This is a genomic window from Roseibium sp. RKSG952, from assembly GCF_009711355.1.
In genome coordinates this window covers 7,796-15,689 of record NZ_SMMF01000947.1, presented here as the reverse complement: position 1 = coordinate 15,689, position 7,894 = coordinate 7,796, and the positions used below count along the sequence as shown (strand labels likewise).

General features: G+C 57.0%; 9 protein-coding genes. 2 read left to right on the top strand and 7 right to left on the bottom strand.

The genetic code is table 11. The annotated features are described in order from the left end of the window. The 7 genes from ribF to E1297_RS31030 form a co-directional block, all read right to left on the bottom strand. Positions 1-823: riboflavin biosynthesis protein RibF (ribF, locus tag E1297_RS31060; protein WP_155145043.1), on the bottom strand; the 823-nt coding region annotated here is incomplete at its 3' end. A 48-nt stretch (positions 824-871) separates the two neighbouring features. Beyond that, positions 872-1,645 carry a Stf0 family sulfotransferase gene (locus E1297_RS31055; protein WP_155144871.1) on the bottom strand — a complete coding sequence of 258 codons (774 nt, stop codon included), beginning with the start codon at positions 1,643-1,645 and terminating at the stop codon, positions 872-874. Between the two features lie 134 nt (positions 1,646-1,779). Next, complete coding sequence (locus E1297_RS31050; RefSeq protein WP_155144870.1) at positions 1,780-2,223, bottom strand: MaoC family dehydratase; 444 nt, start codon at positions 2,221-2,223, stop codon at positions 1,780-1,782. Positions 2,224-2,325: 102 nt separating this feature from the next. Further along, positions 2,326-3,201 (bottom strand): TIGR01459 family HAD-type hydrolase, encoded by an 876-nt coding sequence (locus E1297_RS31045; RefSeq protein WP_155144869.1) that lies wholly within the window; start codon positions 3,199-3,201, stop codon positions 2,326-2,328. Positions 3,202-3,288: 87 nt separating this feature from the next. Further along, positions 3,289-4,365, bottom strand: a complete 1,077-nt coding sequence (locus tag E1297_RS31040) for a DUF389 domain-containing protein (RefSeq protein WP_155144868.1) — start codon at positions 4,363-4,365, stop codon at positions 3,289-3,291. Positions 4,366-4,496: 131 nt separating this feature from the next. Continuing rightward, complete coding sequence (locus E1297_RS31035) at positions 4,497-5,417, bottom strand: manganese-dependent inorganic pyrophosphatase (RefSeq protein WP_155144867.1); 921 nt, start codon at positions 5,415-5,417, stop codon at positions 4,497-4,499. A 110-nt stretch (positions 5,418-5,527) separates the two neighbouring features. Then, the gene (locus E1297_RS31030; RefSeq protein ID WP_155144866.1) at positions 5,528-6,508 is read right to left on the bottom strand and encodes a TraB/GumN family protein; all 981 of its coding nucleotides are present in this window, start codon (positions 6,506-6,508) and stop codon (positions 5,528-5,530) included. A gap of 134 nt (positions 6,509-6,642) precedes the next feature. On the opposite strand from E1297_RS31030, the gene E1297_RS31025 reads away from it, so the two are divergent. Together E1297_RS31025 and E1297_RS31020 are read left to right on the top strand one after the other, a co-directional pair. Further along, entirely contained in the window at positions 6,643-7,317 is a 675-nt protein-coding gene (locus tag E1297_RS31025) for a DUF2161 domain-containing phosphodiesterase (RefSeq protein ID WP_155144865.1), read from the top strand. A 167-nt stretch (positions 7,318-7,484) separates the two neighbouring features. Beyond that, complete coding sequence (locus E1297_RS31020; RefSeq protein WP_155144864.1) at positions 7,485-7,772, top strand: co-chaperone GroES; 288 nt, start codon at positions 7,485-7,487, stop codon at positions 7,770-7,772. Positions 7,773-7,894: the final 122 nt, after the last annotated feature.

The window sequence follows — 7,894 nt, the reverse complement described above, 5'->3', positions numbered from 1 at the left end:
CAACAGACAGGGTAGAGCCATAAAGATCGCCGGAAAAATCGAACAGAAACGTTTCGATATTGGGGATTTCGCCATTAAACATCGGCCGGGTCCCGACCGAGGCCGCACCGTGATAGCTGCCTTTGTGCGGTCCATCCAGAACGTCGACCAGAACGGCATAGACCCCGAATTTTGGCGGGTGCAGCCCTTCGATCGACATGTTGGCCGTGGGAAAGCCCAACTCTCGCCCGCGCTGCTCTCCACCGACTACTTCGCCTTCGATCCGGTGCCAGTGCCCCAGCATCGCAGCCGCGTCGCGTGGACGGCCTTCGGTCAATGCTGTGCGAATAGCAGTTGATGACACAATGTTTTCCGATCTTTCCATCAAGGGGGCGATTGTGACATCAAAGCCCATTTCGCGCCCGAACCGTTCCATATCCTGGGTTGTCCCACTGCGACCCTTGCCGAAACAGAAATCGGCCCCGACCACGACATGTGCCAACCCCAGACCGTCGCAGATGACGTTTCGGGCAAATTCCTCGGGCGACAACCCGGCCAGAGCAGCGTTGAACGGCAATTCATAAAGTTTCTGAACGCCCAGTTTCTCAAGCCGGTGGGCGCGGGCATTGCCGCGCATCAGGCGAAATGGCGGGGCGTCGGGTGCGAAGTATTCGCGTGGGTGAGGCTCGAATGTGAGCACGCCCAACGGCGCATCCGGTGCTTCATTGCGGGCAAGGTCAATCACCGATTGATGGCCGATATGAACGCCATCAAAATTACCGATCGCAACACTGGCGCCTCGGTCTTCTGGCTCAACAAACTGGAAATCCCGAATGATCTGCATTCCGTTTGCCTAGCGGGACTGGGGGCCGGGTTCAAGCACCTGATTCAGTCAATAACGCGCTCTGGGTGCAGCATCTTCTGTCCGAAACCGCCGGACCCAGTCCTGATTGGTGCTGTCCGCCAGTTTTGCGGTTGGTGTGGCCACTGCATGCGCGACGCTGGGATCAAGATCCAGAGCAGTAAGCACTCTTGCAAGTTCGCCATTGGGATCTCGGGAAAGCTGATCATAATGAATGGTCACAGGATTAATGCCCTCTTGTGCAAACCAATCCAGCCATCTCGCGTCTAACACCTCGAACTCATACTTACATCGCTCAAGCTCATCCCGGTTGTAGACGGGTTCAGCCGGAGGAGAGAGGCGCTCCAACTCACTGCCATCCGAGTTTTTGTGCCACAGCCCGGTCTGGGTTGCCTTCACGAATGAGACCGCCTGACCAAGTTTGTCGCTGCGGGTCAGGTGAATGAACAGGGGCTTGCCAAACTGAGCCCGAAACCGCGCCACATCAGTTGGTTGATCGGGATGCAACTTCCCGAGCTGTTCCAGAAAGAACTCCAGGCTCTTTCCCTGCATTCGCAAGCCGAAGACGTCCGAGCCAGCCCGCCCTTTGGCATGCGCTGCCCGAAAGACAGCAACCCGCGCTGCATCGACATTGGGATAGTCGCCGATCTCAAGCTCATAACTTTCCAGCCAGTCTTCAAGGCTAGGCGAATGGAAATAGGATTCAGGTTTCCCGGCGATGCCTGTCGCCTCGAGCAGCTTGCACAGCAAAGTACTACCGCTGCGCGGGCTACTGCAGATCATGTAAGAGCGGTAGGTGGCCATGGCAGATACTGAAATCGTTTCGAATGAAGAATATTGATGCGCAAGTTCTACGACAGTTCGACCGATTGCAAAGCCCGTCAATTAAAAAAGGCGCCGTGATCGGCGCCCTCTGAACATGGAAGGTAGGCTGAGGTTCAGTCGAACTTTCTGGACGGCGCCAGAACCATTGCCTCACCAATCAGGACCTTTTTGCCGTCAACGGCGCAGTGGCAGTCCAGTTTCACCCGGCGCTTGGCAAAGTCGATATCGATCACCTTAACCTCGGCGTAGACCATATCTCCGGGACGAACGGGTGCCAGAAACTTCAGGGACTGGCCCATATAGACTGTTCCGTGACCGGGAAGCTGTTCGCCGATAACTGCCGAGATCAGACCGGCCGTCAGCATGCCGTGTGCGATACGGCCCTCAAAAATAGTGTCGCGTGCATAGTCATCGTCCAGATGCACAGGATTCCGGTCGGTTGAAACCTGAGCAAACATCTCAATGTCTTCGTCCGTCACCATTTTGCGCAGGTGCCGGGTCATGCCCATTTCGATGTCTTCGATGCAGATCGTTCCGCGCGGAAGATTGTCCAACATGTCGCCCTCACTCAATGATGGCCGGGAAACAAAAAATCACCCATGGCCGCAGGTTGGCAACTTTATTACTTTGCAGGCGCAGAAAATCAAGCCCCTTTTTGACTAACGCAAACGACCGATCGAGTAGGTCGGGTTGATTTTTTCCTTTATAATATAGTCGTTTAGAGCATCGGGGTCAGGCTGGTACGACGTTTTTGTCTCGGATGCAGCCAGACCGCCGGTGATAAACAGGGAATCAATGCCTTCACCCATGCCGCCTGCGATGTCGGTATGAGGGCCATCGCCAATGGCCAGAATGTCGGAATCTACGACATCCACCCCAAGGGCGTGCAACCGCCGCCGGGCCAGATCGTAGATTGGCGGGTGGGGTTTCCCGAAATACAGACTCTCACCGCCCATTTCAGTATAGAGCTTGGCCAGCGCGCCTGCGCACCATTCCCGAATTTCACCGCGATCAACCACAATATCGGGGTTCGCGCAGAGCAGCTTGAGACCTTTTTGCTTGGCATAAAGAAAATCAGGACGGTTCACTGACGGGTCAGCCATCGGATCGAACGGGCCGCAGCACACAATGCCTTCGGCCTCATCCAGTGGCACGCGTTCGACGTTTAGAGGGTGATCCAGCAGTTTCAGAGGTTCAAAGAAACCGGCGTCGCGTTCCCATTCCCCCATGAAATAGACCTTTTCGCCCACTTCACCGCGGAACATCGCAGACCGGGCTGAATCTCCACTGGTGGCAATGGTGTCATAGGAATCTGCCGGGACGTTGAAATGCGTCAACTGTTCGGCAACACCTGCCCGCGGTTTGGGAGAGTTGGTAACCAGAACCACTTTGCCACCGCGCTCACGATAGGCTTTCAGCGCTTCGACAGCTTCGGGATAGGCGGTGATGCCGTTGTGGACGCAGCCCCACAGATCGACGAACAGTGCCTTGTAGCGGTCGGAGATCTCGGCAAGCGAGGTGACGATCTGGGTCATGAGGGCCTCTGGGTCAGAAATCGGAGTTGCGACAGCTATGGCAAAGCTTTTGCGCCTTGACCATCCCGCATCGCACATAAGCTGCTGCTAGTTGTCTTCAGTGATCTCTTCTACATCAGGTGCCTGTTGCACGTTCTCGGTGCCCAGAATGATCTGAGCGCCGATGCGTGTCTGATACCGGATGATTGCAAGGTAACCCGGGCCAAGCTCGGCCTGAAGCACGTCGACCAAGGGGTTTTCACGCAGCTGCTCTGGCAACAAACCGGCGACGGACGAGACTTTGAACTGAGCTTCTGCCGGAAGGTCGACGATCAGCCAGACTTCGGCCTGCTTCCGCTTTGCGTTGACGTCTATGCGGATGATCTCTACCGAAACCGGATCGGCCCAATCCCGAATTGCCTGCGCCACTTCGGCTTCGGTGCGGGTTTCCAGATAGCGATTGTAGGTCGATTTCCCCAGTTGAATGACCACAACGGCCAGAAAGGCAAGCGTCACGAACACACTTGCCGTGAAGTTGAGCTTGCGCCTGCCTTTGCCAAACGCGACTGAGCGGGCAGCGTAAACGATGTACACGGCGCAGGCTGACAGGATGATCGCACCTAGGTTCGTTGCAAACAGCAGACCGGCCTCATAGGCCTCGGCTGGCTCGCCGAAATACAGCAGAATTCCCGATGCCGAAAGCGGCGGAACCAGCGAGACACCGATCGCCGCGCCGGGCAACAGGCTAAGCTCGGACCGGTTGACCTGAACATAGGCCCCGGCGACACCTGCGGCCAAAGCAACGATCAGGTCCTCGGTCCCCGGGTCGGTGCGCGCCAGAACCTGATCAGGGATCAGAACGCCCCGCGGAACGTCGGCCGCATACACCATGAACCAGGCCATGAGAACACACAGAACCGCGGCGCAGCACACGATCAGCGCCAGGGTCAACGCGCGTTTCAGCCAACCCATCACCATCGCCGCCGCAACGCCCAGAATGGGTGTCATCAGGGGTGCAACCAGCATCGCCGCAATCACCACGGCCCCGGAATTGCGCAGCATACCCATCGTGGCAATCACAACGGACAGCGTTAGAAGCATGGCAAAGCGGCGCCAATAGGCGGCTTTGTCCTTGCCTTCAAATCGCAGGATATCCCGCGTGGTGCTGAAACTTCGTACGCTCATGCTGTTGTCTGGTCCAATTCATCGAAGGGCTAACAACATAAGCTTACCAACGGATGCCTAACGCGCAAATCCTTAGTCGCAATGAAAAAAGGCGCCCGATTGGACGCCTCTTAGTTTGGTTCGGCAGTCAATCAGACCTTCAGGTTCGGGATGATCTGCTTTTTGCGGCTCATGACGCCAGGCAGGACCACAGCGTCACCATCAACGGTTGCACCAAAGCTCTTCTCAGCAACGCCTTTGACCAGATCGTTCGGAACCAGCAGGGTAGCCTCTTCGTTCAGGATATCGACGACAAACAGCAGAACCTGATCAACGCCGTCTTCCTTGGCAACGTCAACCATCGAGCTCGCCAGGCTGGCTTTGCGGTCCAGAACAACGCCCGGCGCAGTGGTTTCCAGAACCGAGACGCGAAACTTGGTGCCATCGACTTCGTATTCCTTGCTGTCCATGCGGATCAGTTCCGCGTCCGAGAACGAGGACACGTCTGATTTCGCCGCGAACATGTCGGCTGCATAGGCCGAAACGTCCAGCCCCAGATCAGCTGCCAGCTTTTCGGCCACGGCGCGGTCATGCGCGGTGGTGGTGGGTGAGCGGAACTCCAGCGTGTCGGACAGGATGCAGGTCAGTGCAGCGCCTTTGATGGGTTCGGGCATCTTTGCGGCGTCGTCGCCCATCAGATCGACCATGATGGTAGCGGTGCAGGCCAGTGGGCGCACGGTGATGTCGATCGGGCCTTTGGTTTCCAGACCGCCGACCAGCTTGTGGTGGTCGATGATGGCGCGGATATCGGCGCTGTTGATGCTGGCGGGCAGTTCGGCCGGGTTGTTGGTGTCTACGATGACAACCGGTGCATCCTCGGTTACGTCCTCGATGATTTGCGGCTTGGGCAGGTCCCACCGCTGCAGCATGAACGCCGCTTCGGTATTGGGCTCACCCAACAGCACGGCCTCGGCCTTTTCACCTTTGACTTCGTTCAGGTACCATGCCCACAGGATGGGCGAACCGGTCGAGTCTGTATCGGGGGATTTGTGACCAAATACTTGGATTGTCATATCAGCGTCCTGAGGATTGGAAATTTGCGCGCCTTATAGGGCGGCCAATCCCGCTTGTCACCCTGCAGCAGCCTGTCTGCGACGGTTGGTCTGAGACCTGCCGGTTCCTGCTAGAACGGAGCGCGAGTCAGGGTGTACCCGGCCTGCTGCAACTGGTTCAGCAGCCCGTATTCATCGCTCAGATGCCCGGCGCCAACCGCAATCACGATGGTCTGGTCCTTGATGTCCAGAATCTGCTCCATCCAGTTAGCGTTGCGCTGCACCAGCAACTGGTCCTCAAAGCCTTTCCATTCGGCATCGAATTCCTCCGGTGTCAGGCCGGATGCCTCAAGCCCCTGAAGCTTGGCAAGCTGCAGGATTTCGGCGTGCTTTTCTTCGAGATATGCGTTGGCCATCGTGATCAGGTGATCATCCCCGGCCTGCAGCGCACCGGCCAGCCGAACCAGCGATTGTACCTGCTCTTCGATCGGGTGGCTGTCGAACATGTTCATCACGTCCTCAACGCGTTCCAGCGAGTATTGGGGGATGCCTTTCGCCTCAGCCAGTTCAGAGAGGCGCTTGTCCATGCCGCGATCAGCGTCGGGGGTGGTCATCAGGCAGGGTGGCAGGCCCAGCATCATGCTCAAAAACCATGGGCGCATCTTGGCTGCCATCCAGTCCGGAATTCCACGTTCAGCGAGTGCCGCGGAAAATACGGCCCAATCCTCTTCGCCCATCAAGTCTATCAGAGTTGGCCCGGAGGTGATCAGCACAGGGCTGAAGTCCTTTTCAAGGTCCTTCTGGAACGCCTCCATCTGATCCTGCGTGATCTCGAAATAGAACGCGTCAGCCTCGCTCAGTGTGGGTGACAGTCGTTCGATCACCTCTCCCATCCGCTCATCATTGGTGTGCAGGGTGCCGATCAGATGCAGGACCGTATCCCCCTTGCGGGCGATCCAATGATTGCCTTCGGGAAACAGGATTTGGCTCACGGCTTCATCCAGTTGCTGGTGTTGTTCGGCTGTCATATCCAACCGAAGATCGCGCCCTTCGCAGGCTGCATGTGCAGACAGAGGCAGCAATAGGCAGAAGAAAAAGCTGAACAGGCGCATCGGTTCCATCCCGGCAGTGTGATTATTGGCTCAGGGACAGTGTTGCCTTGCTGCGTAAGCAGGTGCAACCATTTGATTTAGAGGTTTTGCCCGTGACATCTGGCATTCCCGGCCAAACTGCCTAGCATGGCCGAATGGACCGCGAACAGGATCTCTACCCACCCGTCAAAGCGCTGTTGGAGCGTCAGGGCTATGCCGTGAAAGGTGAAGTGGGCGCAGCCGACATCGTCGCGCTGCGTGATGGGGAGGATCCCGTGATCGTTGAACTGAAGCTGCGGTTTTCGCTGACCCTTTTTCATCAGGCCATAGCGCGGCTGAAGATGACGGATCAGGTGTATGTTGCAGTATGTAAGCCCACGGGAAAGACCGCACGCCGGGCGCTGCGGGACAATCTGGCCCTGTGTCGCCGTCTGGGTCTGGGGCTGATCACGGTTCGGCAAGATGGCAGGGTTGAGGTGCAATGTGACCCCGGTCCTTATGCGCCGCGTAAGTCCAATATCCGCAAAGCCAGACTTTTGCGCGAGTTTGACCGGCTGCAAGGCGATCCCAATTCTGGTGGCGCTACCCGGCATGGAATTGTCACAGCCTATCGTCAGGATGCTCTGAAATGCGCGGCACATCTGGCGGAATGCGGTGCGGCCAAAGGGGCCGACGTGGCCAAGGCCACCGGGGTTGCGGCGGCGACGCGCCTGATGCGTGACAATCACTACGGCTGGTTCGATAAGGTCGAAAAGGGTGTCTATGCCTTGTCAGAGACCGGGACCGAAGGCCTGAAACACTGGGCCTACAGTTGGGAAGAAACCAACTGATCCCGCCAAAGCCATTAGGCAGATCAAAAAAGTTCAGTCGATATTGTTGACTCGCTCTGACCGACCCCCTAGCTATGCGTCGTTATCACTCTCTACCCTTGAGTGCTAACGCCTCGCCAGACGGCGGGGGGAGGATAGATAAACTTTGAGCCCAAGGAGCTGCAAAGATGGCATTGAAACCGCTTCATGACCGTGTGCTGGTTCGCCGTACCGAAAGCGAAGAGAAAACCGCAGGCGGCCTGATCATTCCTGACAGTGCAAAAGAAAAGCCCAGCGAAGGCGAAGTCGTTGCAACCGGCGAAGGCGCACGCAAGGACAGCGGCGAACTGATCGCAATGGCTGTTAAAGCTGGCGACAAGATCCTGTTCGGCAAATGGTCGGGCACCGAGGTCAACGTCGGCGGCGAAGAGCTGCTGATGATGAAAGAAAGCGACATCATGGGGATCATCGAGTAAGCCCACGCGCTTCTCTGATCTTCATTCCAATACATTTTCTCAAGGAGAAACGACATGGCTGCAAAGGACGTCAAGTTCGACACCGATGCCCGTAACCGCATGCTGGCAGGTGTGAACATCCT